This window comes from Rhodanobacter sp. OR87 (assembly GCF_000473345.1).
GTDB classification, from domain to species: domain Bacteria; phylum Pseudomonadota; class Gammaproteobacteria; order Xanthomonadales; family Rhodanobacteraceae; genus Rhodanobacter; species Rhodanobacter denitrificans.
In genome coordinates this window covers 61,232-79,995 of record NZ_AXBJ01000010.1, presented here as the reverse complement: position 1 = coordinate 79,995, position 18,764 = coordinate 61,232, and the positions used below count along the sequence as shown (strand labels likewise).

Below are 18,764 nucleotides of genomic sequence, written 5' to 3'. Positions count from 1 at the left end.
TCCCGATTCCCTGACTTATGGCCAAAATTCTGATCAGCGGCGGCACGCCGCTCCATGGCGAGGTTGCCATTTCCGGCGCCAAGAACGCCGTGCTGCCGATTCTTGCCGGCTGCCTGCTGGCCGACGAGCCGGTCAGCATCGGCAACGTGCCGCACCTGCATGACGTCACCACCTTCATCGAACTGCTTGGCCAGATGGGCGTGCAGCTGGTGCTGGACGACCGCATGAAGATGCACGTCGACCCGCGCACCACCAGCACCTGCGTGGCGCCGTACGACCTGGTGCGCACGATGCGCGCCTCGATCCTGGTGCTCGGCCCGCTGGTGGCGCGCTTCGGCCAGGCCGAGGTGTCGCTGCCGGGCGGCTGCGCGATCGGCTCGCGTCCGGTCGACCAGCACATCCGCGGCCTGCAGGCGCTGGGCGCCGAGATCACGGTCGAGAACGGCTATATCAAGGCGAAGGCATCGCGGCTGAAGGGCACGCGCATCGTGATGGACATGGTCACCGTCACCGGTACCGAGAACATCATGATGGCGGCCACCCTGGCCCGGGGCACCACGGTGATCGAAAACGCCGCGCAGGAACCGGAGGTGGTCGACCTCGCCCGCTGCCTGATCGCGATGGGTGCGCAGATCGAAGGCGCCGGCACCTCGACCATGGTGATCCATGGCGTCGAGCGGTTGCACGGGGCCGAGCATGACGTACTGCCCGATCGCATCGAGACCGGCACCTATCTGGTCGGCGCGGCAATGACCGGCGGCAAGGTGCGCGCGCGGCACGCGCGGGCCAATACGCTCGATGCGGTGCTGGCCAAGCTGGAAGATGCCGGCGCGCACATCTCCACCGGCGACGACTGGATCGAGCTGGACATGGGCGGGCGCCGGCCGAAGGCGGTCAACGTCAGCACCGCACCGTATCCGGCGTTCCCCACCGACATGCAGGCGCAGTTCACCGCGCTCAACTGCGTCGCCGAAGGCACCGGCGTGGTCACCGAAACGGTGTTCGAGAACCGCTTCATGCACGCGCACGAGCTGCAGCGGCTCGGTGCCGACATCCGCCTCGAAGGCAACACCGCGGTGGTGCATGGCGTGGCGCAGATGAGCGGCGCACCGATCATGGCCACCGACCTGCGCGCCTCGGCCTGCCTGGTGCTGGCCGGGCTGGTGGCCAAGGGCGATACCGTGGTCGACCGCGTCTACCACATCGATCGCGGCTACGAGAACATCGAAGAGAAGCTCGGCGTGCTGGGCGCGAAGATCAGGCGCCTGCCGAACTGAGGCAACCACGGCGTTGCCGGGGCGCCGCAACGCCCTGCGGATCAACCCTGGTGCGTCGCCGGGCGAGCCGCAGGCCGGTCGATCGCGGTCGTCGGCCGTCGTTCGCCGTCGTCGCTACTACTCGCCCGCGACGGCGTGAACTTCCGCAGGGCCGGCCGTCGCGGAACCGCGTGCAGGCTTGCGGATGCAGCGCAGCTTGCCGCTGTCCCCGCCGCCGCAGAACAACTGGTCGCCCCCATCGGATGCCAGCCCGGACACGCCCATGCCGGTGGGCATGTCGAGCGTTTCCAGCACCTCGCCCGTTTGCGGATCGATATGCCGCAACTCGCTCTCGTCACCTTCCCAGGTGCCGTGCCAGAGCTCGCCGTCGGCCCAACTGACGCCCGTGACGAAACGGTTGGATTCGATGCTGCGCAGGACGGTTCCGGTGTCGGGGTCGACCTGGTGGATCTTGCGATCCCGGTACTGGCCCACCCACAGCGTGCCTTCGGCCCAGGCCAGCCCCGAATCGCCGCCGCCACCGGGCGCCGGGATGGTGGCGAGCACGCGGCCGGTCTGCGGGTCGATCTTCTGGATGCGGTCCTCGGCGATCTGGTACAGGTGCTCGCCGTCGAACGTGGTGCCGGCGTGCGCGGCGACCTCCAGCGTGCGCACCGTCTGGCCGCTCGCCGGATCGATGGCCTGCAGCGTCGATCCGGCGGCGATCCACACCCGGCTGCCGTCATGGCTGACCCCGCCCACGCTGCGGACACCCGTGAAGGGGCCGTATTCGCGGACAACGTGTGCTGCTGAACGCTTCATGCCCGTACTCCCGTCAGTCGATGCCGACATCCTAATCGCCCGGCAGCGGGGCGAGGAGTAACAAGCTCGTCGCGGAACCCGGGGCGGGTGGCGCGACCCAGCGGCGCGAGCGCCCGCGACCCAGTGCGTGCGCCTTGCCGGCGGCGGCCAGCGCGTCGAGCGCCCGCTGCACGGTGCGCTGGCTGCTGCCCAGGGCCAGCGCCAGGGCCGAGCTGGACCATGATTCGCCATCGGCGAGCAGGGCGAGCACCGCGGCATGCGGTTCCTCGACGGCGCGCAGCAGCACCGCGACCTTGTCGACGCGCCGCGGCGCCAGCACGAAACCGTGCTTCGTCGCGCGCACGTCGGCCAGCTGGCGCACTGCGCCGCGAAGCCGCCCGATCTCGACCCGCAGCCGGGTCCGGTGCGTCTCATCCGCAAACCGCGTGCGGAACGCGCGTGCGATCAGCACGTCCCGCGGCACCTCGGCCGGCCACGCTTCGCCCAGTGCGCGCGCGAGCGCGAACAGCACCGGACGACTCGCCAGCGCCACGGTCGCATCGGGCCCGTGCAGCCCATGCCGGCAGGCATCCACCACGAGGGTCTTCGAGGCCAGCAGTGCCTCGATCTCGTGCAGCCGGACCGGTCGCTCGCGGCCCTCGGCGAGCAGGCGTGCCGCGGGCGCGTCCAGCATGAGGCGGGTGCTTTCCACTTCCGCCAGCAGCGCGGGAATGCGTGCGCGGCGCGCCGCACGGTCGGCGTGCGCCAGTGCCATGCGCGCCGGTGTGGTGCGCAGGCGGCGCAGGGCGATCCCCGCGCTGGCCAAGGCGTGGACAGCCTGCAACGCGGGCGGCAAGGTGGCGTCATCGAGTTCGGTGAGGTGGCGTTCGGCGTCGTCGAGATGGCCGAGCAGCAGCTGGCGACGTACCTCGAGGTATCGCGCATGTGCCGCGTTCACGCGGTCGCCGTGTGCTTCCAGCGTCGCGCGCGCAGCGTCCAGTGCCTTGGCCGGCCAGCCCAGCTCGCGCGAGGCCAGTGCGACTTCGGCCTCGGCGACCACGCACCTGGCGCGCGCCACCGCCTCCCGCGCGCCGAAGGCGCGTGCCGCGCGCTTCAGCAACAGCTTCGCCCGCTCGAAATCGCCGAGCTGCGCCATGGCGATGCCGCGCAGCGCCAGCGCCGGCGCATCGTCGCGCAGGGCGACGCGCTTCAACGCGCCCAGCGGATCGCCCGTCGCCAGTGCCTGCGCCGCGGCCGTGATCAGCGAGTCCATCGCCGCTCCCTCATCTCAATCGCGCCACGCTTGTCACTCCCGCCGTTCGAGGGTTGCTGCGTAGTCTATCGCCCGGCCCTCTCGTCAACGCGGGACGAGCCGGTGGCCGACTTCGAGCGAAGCGTGCCGACACCCACCCGACACCGCGACGCGCCAGGCGACGCGGACAGAACCCATGACCCATCGCGCAGCCCGATCCGGCGCGACCAGGCACAGGAGAACGACATGACGACACATGCCATCGGAACCCGCGAGCAGTGGCTCGAACAACGGCTTGAACTGCTGAAGGCGGAGAAGGAGCTGACCCGGCGCAGCGACGAGCTGGCGCGGCGGCGGCGGGAACTGCCATGGGTTCGCATCGACAAGGCCTACCGATTTGCCACCGACGAGGGCGAGGCCTCGCTGGCGGAGCTCTTCCGGGGGCGCTCGCAGCTGCTCGTCTACCACTTCATGTTCGGACCGGACTACACGGCGGGCTGCCCGACCTGTTCCTCGATCGCGGACGGCTTCAACGGGTTTGCGATTCATCTGGCGAACCATGACGTGATGCTGTGCGCGGTCTCGCGCGCGCCGCTCGCCAAGCTGCAGGCGTACAAGCGGCGGATGGGATGGACGTTCCCGTGGGCGTCCTCGTCCGGCGGCGATTTCAACGCGGATTTCAACGTCTCGTTCACCGAACAGCAGCAGCGTGAAGGAGGCATCGATTACAACTACCTGCGCGAACCGCCGGCGTCGCAGATAGCTTTCCAGATGGGCAGGGACGCCGGCGACGCGGCACCGCCGGTGCACAACGCCATGATGACCGGGACCGACGTGAACACCTACCTGCGCGAGCGGCCGGGCCTGAGCGCGTTCTCGCTGGAAGACGGCGTCGTCCATCACACCTATTCCACCTACGCGCGCGGACTGGACGGCCTCTGGGGCATGTATCAGTGGCTGGACCGCGCGCCGGCGGGGCGCAACGAGACAGGCATGTGGTGGCGCCGGCACGACGAGTACGACCCGCGATGAGGCCGCTCGCGAGCGGTCCGGCGGACGTCGCGGCGAGGGCAGTTCCGCGGCGCATCCGCCGCGGGCAGGGCTTTCTCGCCGTGGTTACGCTGCTGTTCCTCGCCAGCGCGGCCGCGACGATCGCTGGTGGGGCGACGATGTCGACGATGGACGGGATGCCGATGCCCGGCGGCTGGACGATGTCGATGGTATGGCTGCAACTGGACGGCCACAGCTGGCCGGCTGCGGCCGTTTCGTTCCTCGGCATGTGGATGGCGATGATGGTGGCCATGATGTTGCCCTCGCTGATGCCGGTGCTGTGGCGCTGCCATCAGGCATTCGGCGACAGCGGGGTGGCGAGGCCGGGGCGACTGACGGCAGCGGTGGCCACCGGCTACTTCATGGCGTGGCTGGTGTGCGGCGTCGCCGTGTTTCCGCTGGGCGGCATGCTGGCCACGCTGGCCATGCGCCTGCCGTTGCTGGCTCGCGCCGTCCCCGTTCTCGCCGGCATGGTCGTCCTGGCCGCCGGCGCTCTGCAGTTCAGCCGGTGGAAGGCGCGCCATCTCGCCTGCTGTCGCGGGGCGCCGGGGTTCGCGCAGGCGGTGCCGCGATCGGCGGGCCGGGCCTGGCGCCGCGGTCTTCGGTTCGGTCTGCATTGCAACCTTTGCGGCGTCGGCCTGACCGCGAGTCTGCTGGTCATCGGCGTGATGGATCTGCGTGCGATGGGTGCCGTGTTTGCGGGGATCACCCTCGAGCGCCTGGCCCCGGCCGGCGAGCGGATGGCGCGAGTCGTCGGGGTGGTTCTCGTCGGCGCCGGGGCGGTCCTGCTCGCGCAGGCGATCGGGCGCGTGTGACAGCGTGCCGCGGTCGGCGGCAAGGCGGGTGGCCCGCCGCCGTCGCTCAGGGCTGCCGGTAACTCACCAGCTCCATCACCATGTCGCCGCCATCATGCTGCGACAGCTTCACCGGCAGCGGATAGCGATCGGGTGCGTACCATGCGCTGAAGCCGCGGTCGGCGTCGGTGCGGTCGACCCGCCTGGCGTCGAAGCGGCCGGCGGGCACCTTGACGGTTTCCCTGCCGGTCACCCTGAAGTTCTGTACCTGCACCTGCTGGCGCACCGCGACCGGCAGCGCGAGCTGCTGCTTGCCGTCGCGCAAGGCCAGGCCCAGCGCCAGCGCCAGGGTGTTGCGCTCGACCATGCCCGGGCTGCCCGGATAGGTCTGCGCACCCTTGCCCTCATCGACGGTGACTTGCTGTTTCGCCCAGTCGACCACCAGGTGGCGCTGCTTCTGCTTGACCGCCGTCTGCAGCTGGTAGTCGTAGCTGATCGCCTCGGGCACGTCGCCCTTCCAGCGGAAGCGCGAGCTTTCCGTGACGCTGGCGCCGAGCAGCGCGGCCAGCCCGCCGGTGCTTTTGACGTCCTTGCGGTAGATCCACTCGCCGTGGCCGGCGGCGCGCAGGCTGATCGTGGCCTGGCCCATCGGCTGGCCGCCTTGCGAGACGTCGTAGGTGGCGGTGAACGCGGCAGGCACGGCGGCGGTGGCGGCGCGGGCGCCGAGCAGCAGGCCGAGGCCGAGCAGGGGAGCGAGCAGGGGTCGGATGGTCATGCGCCGAGTCTGCCCAGAGCGGGCTGAACCGGCTCTAAGGCCGCAGTCCGTCGTCGCCCAGGCGCAGCGGTGCGGCCAGTGGCCGGCCGTCGAAGCGCGCCGCCCGACCGTCCCATTGCAGGCGCCCGCTGGCCAGCAGGCCGAGCACGGCCGGCAGCAGCCGGTGTTCCAGCGGCAGCAGGCGCTGCGCCAGTCGGTCTTCGTCATCGCCGGCTTCGATCGGCAGGTACGCCTGCGCGATGACCGGACCACCATCCAGCTCGGCGGTGACGAAATGCACGCTGGCGCCGTGCTCGGCGTCGCCCGCCTCCAGCGCGCGCCGATGGGTGTGCAGGCCGCGGTATTTCGGCAGCAGCGAGGGATGGATGTTGATGATGCGCCCGATCCACGGCTTCAGCGCCGCGCCGTCGAGGACGCGCATGAAGCCGGCCAGCACCAGCCAGTCGGCGCCGCTGGCGGCGACGCGCCGGAGCAGTTCCTGGTCGAACGCGCGACGGTCCGCGTGGCTGCGCGGGTCCAGTGCCAGGGTCGGGATGTTCGCTGCCTCGGCCAGCCGCAGCGCGCCGGCGCCGGCCTTGTCGCTGCCGACCAGCACGAACTCGACCGGCAGTTCGCCGCGCGCCTGCGCCTCCAGCAGCGCGGCGAGGTTGCTGCCGCGGCCGGAGGCGAGCACGGCGACTTTGGCTGGCGTGGTCGACACGGAACGGATCAGCCGATATGCACGCGTTGGTCGCCCGATGCGGACACGATGTCGCCGATCACCGAGCTGGCCAGGCCGTGCTTGGCCAGCAGCGCGGAGGCACCGGCCACCGCGTCGCGCGGCAGGATCACGGTGAAGCCGACGCCGCAGTTGAACGTGCGCCACATTTCCTCGCGCGCCACGTTGCCCTCGCGCATCAGCCAGTCGAACACCGGCGGCAGCACGATGCTGCCGGCATCCAGTGCGATGCCGAGGCCGTCCGGCACCACGCGGATGATGTTCTCCTTCAGGCCGCCGCCGGTGATATGGGCCATGCCGTGCACCGGGGCCGACTTCAGGAGTTCAAGCATCGACTTCACGTAGATCGTGGTCGGTGCCATCAGCGCGTCGGCCAGCTTGATGCCACCGAGATCGAGATCCAACGGGTTGCCGGCGCGTTCGAGAATCTTGCGGACCAGCGAATAACCGTTCGAGTGCGGGCCGGATGAGGCCACGCCGAGGATCACGTCACCGGCGACGATCCCTTCACCGCTGAGCATCTGCGACTTCTCCACCGCCCCGACGGTGAAGCCGGCCAGGTCGTATTCGCCCGGAGGATACATGTCGGGCATCTCGGCAGTCTCGCCGCCGATCAGTGCACAGCCCGCCAGTTCGCAACCTTTCGCGATGCCGCCGACCACGGCGACTGCGGTATCCACGTCCAGCTTGCCGGTGGCGAAGTAGTCGAGGAAGAACAGCGGCTCGGCGCCTTGCACCAGCACGTCGTTGACGCACATGCCGACCAGGTCGATGCCGATCGTGTCGTGGCGGTTCAGCGTCTGCGCCAGCTTGAGCTTGGTACCCACGCCGTCGGTGCCGGAGACCAGCACCGGTTCCTGGTAGCGGCCGCTCAGGTCGAAGAGGCCGCCGAAACCGCCCAGCCCGCCCATCACCTCCGGGCGGAAAGTGCGCTTGACCAGCGGCTTGATGCGTTCGACCAGCGCATTGCCGGCGTCGATATCGACGCCGGCGGCGCGGTAGGTGAGGGCGTCAGACATGGCGAGGACCTTGATCAGGATCTGCGGCGTGGGTGAAACGCGCAAGTTTACCAGCTTGTGGCGCCGCTGCCGGCCGGGCACGGTGGCCCCGGCGGCGACCGCGATGGACGGGAGGGGGCGCGATTGGGCAGACTGCCGGCGAGCTTTCCCCAGAAGATACCCACGCCATGCGCCTGTTCCGTCTGTTGATCGTCACCCTGCTGCTGGTCTTTGCCACGTTGCCCGCCGCGCACGCGCAGGTTGCCAGCTCGCCGTATGCGGTGGTCGTGCCGGTCGCCGACACCAGCGACGCGCAGCGCGACCAGGCGTTCGCCACCGCGCTGGGCCAGGTGCTGACGCGGGTCGCCGGCGGCCAGGACCTGCGCGGCAACGCCGGCTACGGCGACGCGCTGGGCAAGGCGGCCTCGATGGTGCAGAAATTCCAGTACCAGCGTGCCGCGACCGGGCTGGTGCTGGAGGTGGAGTTCGAGCCGGGCTCGGTGCGCCGGTTGGTGTCGAAGCTGGGCGTGCAGAGCGCCGGCATCAAGCCGCCGGTGCTGCTGCTGGTGCGGGGCAGCGACGGCCGCCTGCTCGACCAGTCGGCGCTGGCCAGCCTGGCCGCGACCGCCGGCGCGCGCGGCACCAACGTGGTCTACCCTGACGGCAACGTGCCCGATCCGGCCAAGGTGGCCGCCGCCGACCCGGCTGCGCTGATGGCGGTCAACCGGCAATACCACACCGGCCTGGTGCTGCTCGGCAAGCTGCGCGAGGGCGGCGCCGACTGGACGCTGATTTCGGGCGGCCAGGCGCAACGCTGGAGCGGCCAGGGCGCGAGCGACGCGGCGCTGCTCGGCGACGCCGGCAACGGCCTGGTCGATCGCCTCGGCAGGCAACTCAACGTGATCGGCGCGGGCCCCAGCGAGGGCAAGCTGTGGGTCAGCGGGCTGGACTCGGCGATGGATTACGCGAACCTGGTGGCGACCCTTGAGGACGATCCGTCGGTGAAGCTGGTGCAGACCCTGGGCGCGCAGAACGACGGCGTGCTGCTGTACGTCAAGGCGTCCGCGCCGATCAGCGCGCTGGCCGCGAACCTTGCCGCCAGCGGCCACCTGCTGCTGCAGGGCGAGCCGCATCCGGGCGCGGATGCGAACCTGCGCTGGCTGAGGTGACTGGATGCGAGTCCCTCGCAAAACCCCGCACATCCCTGTGCGGACTATTCCAACGGTGCGAGTCCCTCGCAAAACCCCGCACATCCCTGTGCGGACTATTCAAGTAACGCATAACCAATCCTGGCTGGGGCGTGCCGCGTGAATCACGACAAGGACATCTCGCGTCGCTGGCAGCTGTTCGCCATCACCGCGGTCATCGTTTACCTGGTCTGGCTGCTGGCGCCGGTGCTGATGCCGTTCGCGGTGGCCGCCATGCTGGCCTACCTGGGCGATCCGCTGGCCGACCGGCTGGAGCGGCTCGGGCTGAACCGGATGTGGGCGGCCACCATCGTGTTCGTGGTGATCATGGTCGCGGTGGTCGGCGTGCTGCTGCTGCTGATCCCGCTGATCGCGCGCCAGGTCGAGAATCTGGTCAGCAACCTGCCGCGCTACGGCGACTGGGCGCAGAACACCGTGTGGCCATGGCTGCAGGCGCGCCTGCACCTGGACCCGCACACCTTCGACAGCGACCGCCTGCTGACCGCGATCAAGGCGCACATCGGCTCGATCGGCGGCGTCGCCACCGCGGTGCTGGGCAAGGTATCGCGCGGCGGCCTGGGCATCGCGATGTGGCTGACCAACCTGGTGCTGATCCCGGTGGTGGCGTTCTACCTGCTGCGCGACTGGGACCGGCTGGTGGCGAAGGTCGACGGCATGCTGCCGCGCTCGATCCAGCCCACCATCGCGCATCTGGCCAGCGAATCGGACAAGATCCTGGGCGCGTTCGTGCGCGGCCAGCTGCTGGTGATGCTGGCACTGGGCGTGTTCTATGGCGCCGGGCTGGGCCTGGTCGGCCTGTCGGTGGGGCTGCTGATCGGCATGGTCGCCGGCCTGCTCAGCTTCGTGCCGTACCTGGGCTTCATCATCGGCTTCGTCGCGGCGATCATCGCCGCGCTGGTGCAGTACGGCGACTGGACCCACGTGCTGCTGGTGTGCGGCGTGTTCGCGGTCGGCCAGCTGCTGGAAGGCTACGTGCTGGTACCCAAGCTGGTCGGCGACAAGATCGGCCTGCACCCGGTCGCGGTGATCTTCGCGGTGCTGGCCGGGGGTTACCTGTTCGGCTTCCTCGGCGTGCTGCTGGCGCTGCCGGCCGCGTCGGTGATCATGGTGCTGCTGCGCTACCTGATCGAACGCTACCGCATGAGCGAGCTGTACAACGAGGCAGGGCCGGAAGACCCGGTGGTTGCCGAGGTGGAGGTTGTCGCGCGTCGCGATGGCGGGGTCGAGGCCACGGTCGAGCCGCCGCAGGACGACCGGGCCGAACCATGATTCCGCAGCTGCCGCTGGCCTTGCGCTGGCCGCGCCGCCAGCGTTTCGAATATTTCCACGCCGGCGCCAATGCCGCCGCACTGGTCGCGGTGCAGGCACTGGCACTCGAGCCCGGTGCACCATGGATCTACCTGCACGGTGCCGGCGGCAGTGGCCGCAGCCACCTGCTGATGGCCGCCTGCCAGGCGGCCAGCGCGGCGGGACGGTGCGTGCAGTATCTGCCGCTGGCTACCCTGTCCGATCATGCCGCTGCCCTGCGCGGCGTCGCCGGCAGCGAACTGCTGGCGTTGGACGACCTCGGCGCGATCGCCGGCAAGCGCGAAGCCGAGCACGCGCTGTTCGACCTCTACAACCGCGCGAAAGCCGAAGGCAGCGCGCTGCTGTTCGCCGCCGATACCGCACCGGCCCAGCTCGGCATCGAATTGCCTGACCTGCGCTCGCGACTCGGCGCCTGCACCCAGTTCGCGCTGAAACCGCTGGACGACGCCGAGCGCCGCGCCGTGCTGAAGGCGCAGGCCGTCGCGCGCGGCATCGAACTGGACGACGGCGTGCTGGACTGGCTGTTCGCCCGCTACGCGCGCGATCTCGGCGCGCTGCTCGACCTGCTCGACAAGCTGGACGTGGCCTCGCTGGCGGCGCAACGGCGGATCACCATTCCGTTCCTGCGCGAGTTCCTGCGCGAGGCGACATCCTGAAAGGACGAAGGCGCCCGCAGGCGCCTTCTTGCGTTTCGAGCGGGCGCACCGTTCAGGCCTTGAGCAGCCCCGGCGTCGCCTGCTGCCCGATCGCGTCGACCATCGCCTTCGCCACGTTGAGATTGCCGGCGACGAGGTTGCCGCTTTCGGGGATGCCGTCGCGGCCGGCGAAGTCGCAGTAGCGGCCGCCGGCTTCATGCACCAGCAGCACGCCGGCGGCCATGTCCCACGGCTTCAGCCCGATCTCGAAGTAGCCGTCGTAGCGGCCGGCGGCGACGTAGGCCAGGTCCAGCGCGGCGGAGCCGGAGCGGCGGATGTCCTCGGCCTGGCCGAGGATGGCGCGGGTCATGTCCAGCTGCGCGGCAAGGTGCCCTCGCTGGCGGAACGGGAAGCCGGTGGCGATCATTGCGCCGCCCAGGTTCTCGCGCTTGGACACGCGCATGCGACGGTCGTTGAGGTAGGCGCCATCGCCCTTGCTGGCGGTGTACAGCTCGTCGCGCAGCGGGTCGAACACCACCGCGTGGATCGGCACTCCCTTTTCCAGCAGCGCGATCGACACGCTGAAGTGCGGGATGCCGCGCAGGTAGTTGTGGGTGCCATCCAGCGGGTCGATCACCCAGGTCAGCGGTCCCTTGCCGGTCGCGCCGCTTTCCTCGGCGAGGATCGCGTGGTCGGGGTAGGCGCGGCGCAGTTCCTTGATGATTTCCGCCTCGGCCAGCTTGTCGACTTCGGAGACGAAGTCCATCTGCTGCTTCTCGACGATGTTGAGGCCGTCGATGCGGTTCATGTAGCGCAGGATCACATTGCCTGCAGAACGCGCGGCGCGCGCCGCGATCGTGACGTGTGGTCTGGCCATGGTTTCGACTTTGGAAGAGAGCGGGGTTGCGGCCGGCGATTCTAGCAGAGGCGGGTGCGGACCGCCCCGCGTCCACTATCCTTGTCGATCCCTGTCGCCAGGCCGTCCTTCGCATGACCGATCTTCCGCAGCTCGCCGACCGCATCCGTTACGTGCTGGTGCGCACCTCGCATCCGGGCAATATCGGCAGCGCGGCGCGGGCGATCCGCACGATGGGTTTCACCCGGCTGGAGCTGGTCAGCCCGTATCGTTTTCCCGATCCGGAGGCGAATGCGCTGGCCGCCGGCGCGGACGACGTGCTGGCCAACGCCGGCATCCACGCCGACCTGGTGGACGGCCTGGCTGGCAGCAGCCTGGCGCTGGGCCTGTCGGCGCGCCGGCGCGGCGTGAACCTGCCGGAGATCTCCCCGCGCGAGGCGGTGCAGCAGGTGCTGGCTGCGGCGGCCCGCGGCGAGCAGGTGGCGCTGGTGTTCGGCAACGAGCGCACCGGGCTGGAGAACGAGGAGCTGGCGCGCTGCCACGCGATGGTGCGGATTCCCAGCGTGGACGACTTCAGCTCGCTCAACCTGTCGCAGGCGGTGCAGGTGATGGCCTATGAGCTGCGCGTGGCGATGCTCGGCGACGAATCGCCGGCGCCACCGCCGGAGCATGACGAGCCGCCTGCCGACGCGGTGCAGATGGAACAGTTCTACCGCCACCTGGCGCAGACGCTGGACGACATCGACTTCCACAAGGGGCGCGAGCCGACCACGATCATGTTGCGCCTGCGCAAGCTGTTCCAGCGCGCGCAGCCGGACGCGCGCGAGCTGCGCGTGCTGCACGGCATCCTCGCCGATGCGCAGCGGATGGCGGGGCTGGCGAAGCACAAGTAGCCGGCTTTTGCTCCCTCCCCCTGCGTAGCAGGGGAGGGTTGGGGTGGGGTGCTCTTCGCCAAGGCAGAGCGAGGAGCTTGACCCCCTCCTGACCTCCCCCTGCAAGCAGGGGGAGGGACCGAACCCGCAGGGCACGCGCTACCTTGCCCCTTCCCTGCGCAGCAGCGGGCAATGTCCAGCTACTGCTCGTCGTCGGACGGTTCCAGCGACGGCGCCGGGGTGACCAGCAGCTTGTCGATGCGGGCGCCGTCGAGGTCGACCACCTCGAAGCGGATGCCGTGCCAGGCGAACATCTCGCCGGTCTGCGGCACGTGGCCGAGGGCGGTCATCACCATGCCGGCGGCGGTGCGGTAGCCGTGTTCCTCCTCGCCCGGAAGCTCGCCGATCTGCAGCAATTCGCGCAGGTCGTCGGTGGACAGGCTGCCGTCGATCAGCCAGCTGCCGTCGGCGCGCCGCATGATCGGGCTGGCCTCGTTGCTGCCGGCATGGCCGATCTGGCTGGCACCGACCACGGCCGCCAGCAGGTCGTTGACGGTGACCACGCCCTCGATGTCGCCGTACTCGTCGACCACCAGCGCCAGCGGCGTCTCGGCATCGCGGAACTCCTCCAGCAGATCCAGCGCGCGCGCAGTGGCCGGCACGAACAGCGGCTTGGCCAGGTGGCCGAACAGTTCCGGCGTGCCTTCGGCGAAGCTGTGCAGCAGGCGCTTCACCTCGACCACACCGACCACCTCGCTCTCGTCGCCGCGATACACCGGGTAGCACGAGTACGGGGTTGCGCGCAGCACCTCGATGTTCTCCTCGCGGGTCGCGGCGATGTCCAGCCAGGCGATGCGCATGCGCGGGGTCATCACGCTGTCGACCGTGCGGTCGCCCAGGCGCAGCACGCGGTTGACCATGTTGTGTTCGTCCGGGTCGAGCACGCCCTGTTCGGCGCTCTCGGCGACCAGCAGCCGGATCTCCTCCTCGGTGACCACGGCGCTGCCTTGCCGGGTGACCCGCAGCAGGCGCAGCAGCAGGTTGCTCGACGCGTTCAACAGCCACACGAACGGCGCGGTCAGCCGCGACAGCAGCAGCATCGGGATCGCCACGTACGACGACACCTTTTCCGGTGCCGCCAGCGCCAGCCGCTTGGGCACCAGTTCACCGATCACGATCTGGATGAAGGAGATCAGCACGAAGCCCAGCACGATGCCAATGATCCGCGAGTACGGCAACAGCCACGCCAGCTGTTCGCCCCGCAAGGTGGCAGCGATGTGCTCGCCCAGCGCGTCGCCGGCGACCGCACCGGTGATCAGCGTCACCAGGGTGATGCCGACCTGCACGGTGGACAGGAAGTGCTCCGGCGCCTCGGCGTGCCGCAAGGCCGAGGCGGCCTTGCGGCTGTTCCGGGCCATCTGCTTGAGGCGGCTCTTGCGCGAGGCCACCAGCGCCATCTCCGACAGGGCGAAGAAGCCGTTGAACAGAGTCAGCACGAGGACGAGCGCGATTTCGGTCAGCATCGCGGTGATGATGGAGGAGGGTGCATGGGCGCAGTGTAAGGGTTGCGGGGCTTTCGCATCACCCCGGCAGGGCCGGGCATTGATGCAGGGCAGCACGACGGTCCTGTAACATTCCCGTCATCCCGTTCCCTCAGGCATGGCCCGCATGTTTTCATTGCAGACGATTTTCGGCAAAGGCGACAAGTTCTATGGCCTGCTCGAACAGAGCGCCGCCACCGTCAGCGAAAGCGCCAAGGCCCTGCACGAACTGCTGACCCAGCCCGACCGCGGCCCCGTGATGGCGGCCTTCACCGCCACCCGCGCGCGCGAGAAGACGCTGGCCGCGCAGATCAGCGAGGAGCTGGTGAACACCTTCGTCACCGCGCTGGACCGCGAGGACATCGAGGCGCTGAATTCGGCGCTGTACAAGATTCCCAAGACCATCGAGAAGTTCGCCGAGCGCTACGAGATCGTGGCCGACCGCCTGGCCGGAGTGGATTTCACCCAGCGCACGCTGGTGCTGCAGCGTTCCAGCGAGGTGGTGGTCGAGATGATCGGCGAGCTGCGCCGCGGCCTGCGCATCGACCCGGTGAAGAAGCTGCAAGACCGCCTGCAGGCACTGGAATCGGAAGGCGACCGCATGCTGTTGGCGCCGTACCGCACGCTGTACGTCGAGGGCGGCGACGTGATGCGGGCAATGCTGGCCAAGGACCTGTTCGAGCTGATCGAGAAGGCCATCGACAAGTGCCGCGACGTCGGCAACATCGTCTATTCGATCGTGCTGAAGAACTCCTGAGGCCGGGCCCGTGACCCTGCGCATTCCGCACTGCCCGGCCCCGGCGCCGCGCGTCCGCCGCCCGTCCATGGCCGGGGGCCGCGCATGAGCATCGTCATCGCGGTAGTGGTGATCGCGCTGGTCTTCACCTACATCAACGGTTTCCACGACACCGCCAATTCGATCGCCACGGTGGTGGCGACCAAGGTGCTCACCCCGGGCCAGGCGGTGCTGATGGCGGCGGGCACCAACCTGGTCGGCGCGTTCCTGGGCACCGCGGTGGCGGCCACGATCGCCTCCGGGCTGATCAACGCCGGGGTGGTCGAGATGAGCTCGCAGCTGCTGATCTGCGCGCTGCTGGGGGCGATCGTGTGGAACCTGATCACCTGGTGGCTGGGCCTGCCGTCCAGTTCCAGCCACGCACTGGTCGGTTCGCTGGTGGGCGCGGCGCTGGCCGCCTCGGACAACAACTTCGCCTCGGTGATCTGGGTGGAGGGCAGCTGGCTGAAAGGCCACGGCGTGATCCCGAAAGTGGTCATCCCGATGGTGCTGTCGCCGCTGGCCGGCTTCATCATCAGTTTCATCCTGATGGGCTCGCTGTATGCACTGCTGGCCTGGTTCGCGAACCGGCATGGCTGGTCGCGCCGGTTCGGGCGCACCCCGTTCGTCAATTTCTTCTTCGGCAAGGCGCAGATCGTCTCGGCCAGCGCGATGGGCGTGGCGCACGGCATGAACGACGCGCAAAAGAGCATGGGCATCATCGCGCTGGCGCTGGCCGGCGCCACCACCGCGCACCAGTTCGATCACCTGCCGGCGTGGCTGGGTTTCCTGCGCATCGATGGCAACCCGGCCGGTGGCTTCGAGATCCCGGTATGGGTGAAGGTGGTTTCTGCGCTGACCATGGCCGCCGGCACCGCCGGCGGCGGCTGGCGCATCATCAAGACGCTCGGCCACAAGATGGTCAAGCTGCACCCGATCAACGGCTTCGCCGCCGAGACCAGCTCGGCGGCGGTCATCCTCGCCGCCTCGGCGTTCGGCATCCCGGTGTCGACCACCCACAACGTGTCCGCCTCGATCATGGGCGTGGGCGCGGCCAAACGCTTCAACTCGATCCGCTGGTCGGTGGTCGAGCGCATGGTGTGGGCGTGGATCCTGACCCTGCCGGTCACCGCGCTGCTGGCCTATGGGCTGGTGCTGGTGTTCCGCCTGGTGGCCTGATCGGGTTCTTACAGCGCGTCGTCGCCAACGCTGATGAGTCGCTCCAGCTGATCGCCGAGCACGCCCAGTTCGCGTACCACGCGCTGCAACTCGGCACGGTCGAGGAATTCGTAGGGACGGTTTTCGCACAGGTGCAGGTAGGGCGAGCCGTCCAGGTCGGCCACCGCGAGGAAGCCGGTGCGCTGCTGCCAGTTGAAGCGCAGGCAGCGGATGGGATCGGTGCCGGCGAGCGGGCCGATCGGGGTGGATACGCGCAGGTAACGCAGCCCCGCCTCGTCCTCCAGTTCGGCCAGGTAGATGCCCTGGTAGCGATCCGGCGCCAGTTTCAGGTCGAAGCTGATCAGGTAGGGATCGTTCTGGCGCAGCTCGTGCAGGCTGCCGAGATGGGAACGCACGGCTTCGAAATGGCGCATGCGGCGGCTTCCGTCGGCGAGGGTCGGAAGCTACTCTGCCACGGATCCCCGCTAGCGTCGCGTGAACCATGAATGAGGCCGCCGCCCGTATCTACGCCGCCATCGCCGCGATTCCGCGTGGCCGCGTCGCCAGTTACGGTGCGATCGCCGCCCGCGCGGGGCTGCCGGGGCGCGCGCGGCTGGTCGGTCGGCTGCTCGGCGAGGTACCCGACGGCATGGAACTGCCGTGGTATCGCGTGCTGCGTTCCAGCGGGCACATCGCGATGCCGCCGGGCAGCCGCGGTTTCCGCGAGCAGTCGCGCCGGCTGCGCGCCGAAGGCGTGGAGGTGAAGAACGGCCGCGTGCCGCTGTCGCGCTTCGGCCTGGACGGCAATCTCGATCACGCCTTGTGGGGCATGCCGGACGCCTGAGCGGTGGCGGCGCCGACGTGCCGCCGCCGCCATTTCCGGCGGCCGGGCCGGGCCGGTTTGTTACCATGCAGTCGATGAAAGCCTCCGCCCTCGACCTGCTGCAAAGCGTTTTCGGTTACCCCAGTTTCCGCGGCCAGCAACAGGCCGTGGTCGAGCACCTCGGCGAAGGCGGTGACGCGCTGGTGCTGATGCCGACCGGTGGCGGCAAGTCGCTGTGCTACCAGATCCCCGCGTTGCTGCGCCAGGGCACCGGCATCGTGGTGTCGCCGCTGATCGCGCTGATGCAGGACCAGGTCGACGCGCTGCGCGAGGCGGGCGTGGCCGCGGCCTATCTCAACTCCAGCCTGAGCGCGGAAGCGCAGCGCGAGGTCGAGCGCCAGCTGCTGGCCGGCGAACTGAACCTGCTCTATGTCGCGCCGGAGCGGCTGCTCACGCCGCGTTTCCTGGGCCTGCTGGAAAGCATCGAGGTGGCGCTGTTCGCGATCGACGAGGCGCACTGCGTATCGCAGTGGGGCCACGATTTCCGCCCGGAATACCGCGAGCTGGCGATCCTGCACCAGCGTTTCCCGCACGCGCCGCGCATCGCGCTCACCGCCACTGCCGACCCGCGCACGCGCGAGGAGATCGTCGAGCGGCTGTCGCTGCAGCACGCCCGGCAGTTCGTGTCCAGTTTCGACCGTCCGAACATCGGCTACCGGGTCGGCCTGCGCCACAACGCGAAGCGCCAGCTCACCGAATTCCTGCAGGGCCATCAGGGCGAATCCGGCATCGTCTACTGTCTCAGCCGGCGCAAGGTGGACGACACCGCCGCATGGCTGGCCGAATCGGGCGTCGAGGCGCTGCCGTACCACGCCGGGCTGGACGCGGCGACGCGCGCGAAGAACCAGCAGCGCTTCCTGCGCGAGGACGGCGTGGTGATGGTCGCCACCGTCGCCTTCGGCATGGGCATCGACAAGCCGGACGTGCGCTTCGTGGCGCACCTGGACCTGCCGCGCAGCATCGAGGGCTATTACCAGGAGACCGGTCGCGCCGGCCGCGACGGGCTGCCGGCCGAGGCGTGGATGATCTACGGCCTGTCCGACGTGGTGACGATGAGCCAGATGATCGCGCAGTCCGAATCGGCCGACGAGCGCAAGCGGGTGGAGCGGCAGAAGCTGGAGTCGCTGCTGGCCTACGCCGAGGCCACCGGTTGTCGCCGCCAGCTGCTGCTGGGCGCGTTCGGCGAGGTCTATCCCGGCCCCTGCGGTCATTGCGACAACTGCCTCGCGCCGCCGAAGACCTGGGACGCTACGGTGCCGGCACAGAAGGCGTTGTCGGCGGTGTACCGCACCGGCCAGCGCTACGGCTCCGGCCACGTGATCGACGTGCTGCGCGGCGAGGAAACCGAGCGCGTGCTCGCCCTCGACCACCACCGGCTCAGCACCTTCGGCGTCGGCGCCGATCTCGACGAGAAGCAGTGGCGCTCGGTGTTCCGCCAGCTGCTCGCCGCCGGCCTGCTGGAAGCGGACGCCGAAGGCTACGGCACCTTGCGCCTGACCGCCGCCAGCCGCAGCGTGCTCAGCGGCGGCCGCCAGCTGAAGCTGCGCGAGGATGCCCGCCCCGAACGCGCCAGCCGGCGCCGGCGCGACAGCAAGCTGGTCACGTCGGATAAAGGCAGCGGCGGCAGCCTTGGCATCGAGGCCTACGAGCAGGAGCTGTGGGATGCGCTGCGCGCGCTGCGCACGCAACTGGCGAAGCAGCAGGGCGTGCCGCCGTACGTGGTGTTCCACGACGCCACCTTGCTGGCGATGCTGCGCGCCATGCCGGCCAACGAAGACGAGCTGGCCACCATCAGCGGTGTCGGCGAGGCCAAGCTCAAGCGCTATGGCAGCGATTTCCTGGCCGTGATCAACGCGCCGGCATAGGCTCGGCGCCATCGGCTTG

The 18,764-nt window shown here is 69.5% G+C and carries 19 protein-coding genes; 11 read left to right on the top strand and 8 right to left on the bottom strand.

What is annotated here, in order from left to right; genetic code table 11:
- Window positions 1–17: 17 nt before the first annotated feature.
- Window positions 18–1,277 carry a UDP-N-acetylglucosamine 1-carboxyvinyltransferase gene (gene murA, locus RHOOR87_RS0110745; RefSeq protein ID WP_027485010.1) on the top strand — a complete coding sequence of 420 codons (1,260 nt, stop codon included), beginning with the start codon at window positions 18–20 and terminating at the stop codon, window positions 1,275–1,277.
- A gap of 117 nt (window positions 1,278–1,394) precedes the next feature.
- Here murA and RHOOR87_RS0110740 read toward each other — a convergent pair whose 3' ends face one another.
- Window positions 1,395–2,078 carry a hypothetical protein gene (locus RHOOR87_RS0110740; RefSeq protein ID WP_007511571.1) on the bottom strand — a complete coding sequence of 228 codons (684 nt, stop codon included), beginning with the start codon at window positions 2,076–2,078 and terminating at the stop codon, window positions 1,395–1,397.
- 31 nt (window positions 2,079–2,109) lie between these two features.
- Window positions 2,110–3,330, bottom strand: coding sequence for a hypothetical protein (locus RHOOR87_RS0110735; protein ID WP_015448607.1), 1,221 nt, complete (start codon window positions 3,328–3,330; stop codon window positions 2,110–2,112).
- 102 nt (window positions 3,331–3,432) lie between these two features.
- Between RHOOR87_RS0110735 and RHOOR87_RS0110730 the strand changes: the two genes are divergently transcribed.
- Both RHOOR87_RS0110730 and RHOOR87_RS0110725 read left to right on the top strand, forming a co-directional pair.
- On the top strand, window positions 3,433–4,341 hold the full coding sequence (locus tag RHOOR87_RS0110730) for a thioredoxin family protein (RefSeq protein WP_231381767.1): 909 nt from the start codon (window positions 3,433–3,435) through the stop codon (window positions 4,339–4,341).
- A gap of 80 nt (window positions 4,342–4,421) precedes the next feature.
- Complete coding sequence (locus tag RHOOR87_RS0110725) at window positions 4,422–5,174, top strand: DUF2182 domain-containing protein (protein WP_231381766.1); 753 nt, start codon at window positions 4,422–4,424, stop codon at window positions 5,172–5,174.
- A 46-nt stretch (window positions 5,175–5,220) separates the two neighbouring features.
- On the opposite strand, the gene RHOOR87_RS0110720 is transcribed toward RHOOR87_RS0110725, so the two are convergent.
- The 3 genes from RHOOR87_RS0110720 to purM are packed head-to-tail and all read right to left on the bottom strand — an operon-like array spanning window position 5,221 to window position 7,665.
- Window positions 5,221–5,928, bottom strand: a complete 708-nt coding sequence (locus RHOOR87_RS0110720; protein WP_007511563.1) for a DUF3108 domain-containing protein — start codon at window positions 5,926–5,928, stop codon at window positions 5,221–5,223.
- Window positions 5,929–5,962: 34 nt separating this feature from the next.
- On the bottom strand, window positions 5,963–6,628 hold the full coding sequence (gene purN / locus RHOOR87_RS0110715; RefSeq protein WP_015448604.1) for a phosphoribosylglycinamide formyltransferase: 666 nt from the start codon (window positions 6,626–6,628) through the stop codon (window positions 5,963–5,965).
- A gap of 8 nt (window positions 6,629–6,636) precedes the next feature.
- The gene (gene purM / locus RHOOR87_RS0110710) at window positions 6,637–7,665 is read right to left on the bottom strand and encodes a phosphoribosylformylglycinamidine cyclo-ligase (protein ID WP_015448603.1); all 1,029 of its coding nucleotides are present in this window, start codon (window positions 7,663–7,665) and stop codon (window positions 6,637–6,639) included.
- A 167-nt stretch (window positions 7,666–7,832) separates the two neighbouring features.
- Between purM and RHOOR87_RS0110705 the strand changes: the two genes are divergently transcribed.
- From RHOOR87_RS0110705 to hda, 3 genes are all read left to right on the top strand, one after another.
- Window positions 7,833–8,813, top strand: coding sequence for a DUF2066 domain-containing protein (locus RHOOR87_RS0110705; RefSeq protein ID WP_007511557.1), 981 nt, complete (start codon window positions 7,833–7,835; stop codon window positions 8,811–8,813).
- A 138-nt stretch (window positions 8,814–8,951) separates the two neighbouring features.
- Entirely contained in the window at window positions 8,952–10,121 is a 1,170-nt protein-coding gene (locus RHOOR87_RS0110700) for an AI-2E family transporter (RefSeq protein WP_027485007.1), read from the top strand.
- Window positions 10,118–10,816, top strand: a complete 699-nt coding sequence (gene hda, locus RHOOR87_RS0110695) for a DnaA regulatory inactivator Hda (protein WP_027485006.1) — start codon at window positions 10,118–10,120, stop codon at window positions 10,814–10,816. Before RHOOR87_RS0110700 ends, hda begins: the two co-directional genes overlap by 4 nt.
- Window positions 10,817–10,868: 52 nt before the next feature.
- Here hda and RHOOR87_RS0110690 read toward each other — a convergent pair whose 3' ends face one another.
- Window positions 10,869–11,672 (bottom strand): inositol monophosphatase family protein, encoded by an 804-nt coding sequence (locus RHOOR87_RS0110690; protein ID WP_007511552.1) that lies wholly within the window; start codon window positions 11,670–11,672, stop codon window positions 10,869–10,871.
- Between the two features lie 113 nt (window positions 11,673–11,785).
- Between RHOOR87_RS0110690 and RHOOR87_RS0110685 the strand changes: the two genes are divergently transcribed.
- Complete coding sequence (locus RHOOR87_RS0110685; protein ID WP_027485005.1) at window positions 11,786–12,544, top strand: RNA methyltransferase; 759 nt, start codon at window positions 11,786–11,788, stop codon at window positions 12,542–12,544.
- A 179-nt stretch (window positions 12,545–12,723) separates the two neighbouring features.
- Here RHOOR87_RS0110685 and RHOOR87_RS0110680 read toward each other — a convergent pair whose 3' ends face one another.
- Window positions 12,724–14,046, bottom strand: coding sequence for a hemolysin family protein (locus RHOOR87_RS0110680; RefSeq protein WP_015448599.1), 1,323 nt, complete (start codon window positions 14,044–14,046; stop codon window positions 12,724–12,726).
- A 145-nt stretch (window positions 14,047–14,191) separates the two neighbouring features.
- On the opposite strand from RHOOR87_RS0110680, the gene RHOOR87_RS0110675 reads away from it, so the two are divergent.
- Together RHOOR87_RS0110675 and RHOOR87_RS0110670 are read left to right on the top strand one after the other, a co-directional pair.
- Complete coding sequence (locus RHOOR87_RS0110675) at window positions 14,192–14,821, top strand: hypothetical protein (protein ID WP_007511546.1); 630 nt, start codon at window positions 14,192–14,194, stop codon at window positions 14,819–14,821.
- Window positions 14,822–14,905: 84 nt separating this feature from the next.
- Window positions 14,906–16,018 carry an inorganic phosphate transporter gene (locus tag RHOOR87_RS0110670; protein WP_007511544.1) on the top strand — a complete coding sequence of 371 codons (1,113 nt, stop codon included), beginning with the start codon at window positions 14,906–14,908 and terminating at the stop codon, window positions 16,016–16,018.
- A gap of 8 nt (window positions 16,019–16,026) precedes the next feature.
- Here RHOOR87_RS0110670 and RHOOR87_RS0110665 read toward each other — a convergent pair whose 3' ends face one another.
- Window positions 16,027–16,431 (bottom strand): hypothetical protein, encoded by a 405-nt coding sequence (locus RHOOR87_RS0110665; protein WP_007511542.1) that lies wholly within the window; start codon window positions 16,429–16,431, stop codon window positions 16,027–16,029.
- Between the two features lie 68 nt (window positions 16,432–16,499).
- On the opposite strand from RHOOR87_RS0110665, the gene RHOOR87_RS0110660 reads away from it, so the two are divergent.
- Both RHOOR87_RS0110660 and recQ read left to right on the top strand, forming a co-directional pair.
- Window positions 16,500–16,841, top strand: a complete 342-nt coding sequence (locus RHOOR87_RS0110660; RefSeq protein WP_015448598.1) for an MGMT family protein — start codon at window positions 16,500–16,502, stop codon at window positions 16,839–16,841.
- A 74-nt stretch (window positions 16,842–16,915) separates the two neighbouring features.
- A complete protein-coding gene (gene recQ, locus RHOOR87_RS0110655; RefSeq protein WP_027485004.1) occupies window positions 16,916–18,745 on the top strand; it encodes a DNA helicase RecQ in 1,830 nt (609 codons plus the stop codon).
- Window positions 18,746–18,764 lie beyond the last annotated feature (19 nt).